Raw genomic sequence first — 2,262 nt, 5'->3', positions numbered from 1 at the left:
TTTGTACCTTGAAAACTAGATAATGTCATTCATTAAACTGCGTAAGTTTAATTCAATTAGTTTTAAAATTAGTTAAGTTAGAAAGGGCGCACGGTGGATGCCTTGGCACTAGGAGTCGATGAAGGACGGGACTAACACCGATATGCTTCGGGGAGCTGTAAGTAAGCTTTGATCCGGAGATTTCCGAATGGGGGAACCCACTACTCGTAATGGAGTAGTATCTTTACCTGAATACATAGGGTACTGAGGACAGACCCAGGGAACTGAAACATCTAAGTACCTGGAGGAATAGAAAGCAATAGCGATTTCCTGAGTAGCGGCGAGCGAAACGGAAGATAGCCCAAACCAAGAGGCTTGCCTCTTGGGGTTGTAGGACACTCTATACGGAGTTACAAAGGAACGGGGTAAATGAAGCGACCTGGAAAGGTCCGTCAAAGAAGGTAAAAACCCTGTAGTTGAAACCTCGTTCCCTCTTGAGTGGATCCTGAGTACGGCGGAACACGTGAAATTCCGTCGGAATCTGGGAGGACCATCTCCCAAGGCTAAATACTACCTAGTGACCGATAGTGAACCAGTACCGTGAGGGAAAGGTGAAAAGCACCCCGGAAGGGGAGTGAAAGAGAACCTGAAACCGTGTGCTTACAAATAGTCAGAGCTCGTTAATGAGTGATGGCGTGCCTTTTGTAGAATGAACCGGCGAGTTACGATCCCGTGCAAGGTTAAGTTGAAGAGACGGAGCCGCAGCGAAAGCGAGTCTGAATAGGGCGATATAGTACGTGGTCGTAGACCCGAAACCGAGTGATCTACCCATGTCCAGGATGAAGTTCAGGTAACACTGAATGGAGGTCCGAACCCACGCACGTTGAAAAGTGCGGGGATGAGGTGTGGGTAGCGGAGAAATTCCAATCGAACTCGGAGATAGCTGGTTCTCCCCGAAATAGCTTTAGGGCTAGCCTTATGTGTTAGAGTCTTGGAGGTAGAGCACTGATTGGACTAGGGGCCCCCAACGGGTTACCGAATTCAGTCAAACTCCGAATGCCAATGACTTATCCATAGGAGTCAGACTACGAGTGATAAGATCCGTGGTCAAGAGGGAAACAGCCCAGACCGCCAGCTAAGGTCCCAAAGTATACGTTAAGTGGAAAAGGATGTGGAGTTGCTTAGACAACCAGGATGTTGGCTTAGAAGCAGCCACCATTTAAAGAGTGCGTAATAGCTCACTGGTCGAGTGACTCTGCGCCGAAAATGTAACGGGGCTAAACGTATCACCGAAGCTGCGGATTGATACCGTATGGTATCAGTGGTAGGGGAGCGTTCTAAGGGCGTTGAAGCTAGATCGTAAGGACTGGTGGAGCGCTTAGAAGTGAGAATGCCGGTATGAGTAGCGAAAGACGGGTGAGAATCCCGTCCACCGTATGCCTAAGGTTTCCTGGGGAAGGCTCGTCCTCCCAGGGTTAGTCAGGACCTAAGCCGAGGCCGAAAGGCGTAGGCGATGGACAACAGGTTGATATTCCTGTACCACCTCATTTCCGTTTGAGCGATGGAGGGACGCAGAAAGATAGGGTAAGCGCGCTGCTGGATATGCGCGTCCAAGCAATTAGGCTGATGTGTAGGCAAATCCGCACATCGTAAGGCTGAGTTGTGATGGCGAGGGAAATATAGTACCGAAGTTCCTGATTCTACGCTGCCAAGAAAAGCTTCTAGCGAGGAAATAGGTGCCTGTACCGCAAACCGACACAGGTAGGCGAGGAGAGAATCCTAAGGTGAGCGAGAGAACTATGGTTAAGGAACTCGGCAAAATGACCCCGTAACTTCGGGAGAAGGGGTGCTCTTTTGGGTGTATGCCCGGGAGAGCCGCAGTGAAAAGGCCCAAGCGACTGTTTAGCAAAAACACAGGTCTCTGCGAAGCCGCAAGGCGAAGTATAGGGGCTGACGCCTGCCCGGTGCTGGAAGGTTAAGAGGAGGGGTTATCCCTTACGGGAGAAGCTCTGAATTGAAGCCCCAGTAAACGGCGGCCGTAACTATAACGGTCCTAAGGTAGCGAAATTCCTTGTCGGGTAAGTTCCGACCCGCACGAAAGGCGTAACGATTTGGGCACTGTCTCAACCATAGACTCGGTGAAATTATAGTACCTGTGAAGATGCAGGTTACCCGCGACAGGACGGAAAGACCCCGTGGAGCTTTACTGCAGCTTGATATTGAATTTTGGTACAGCTTGTACAGGATAGGTAGGAGCCTGAGAAGCCGGAGCGCTAGCTTCGG

At 50.4% G+C, this 2,262-nt stretch carries 1 rRNA gene; it reads left to right on the top strand.

Annotation, left to right across the window (positions count from 1 at the left end):
- Positions 1 to 70: 70 nt before the first annotated feature.
- Positions 71 to 2,262 (top strand): 23S ribosomal RNA (locus tag EP747_RS23890); the annotation flags it as partial.

This window comes from Gottfriedia acidiceleris (assembly GCF_004138285.1).
GTDB lineage: Bacteria > Bacillota > Bacilli > Bacillales > Bacillaceae_G > Gottfriedia > Gottfriedia acidiceleris_A.
Note: the sequence above shows the minus strand (reverse complement) of the source record. Positions and strands in the feature narration are given on the sequence as shown.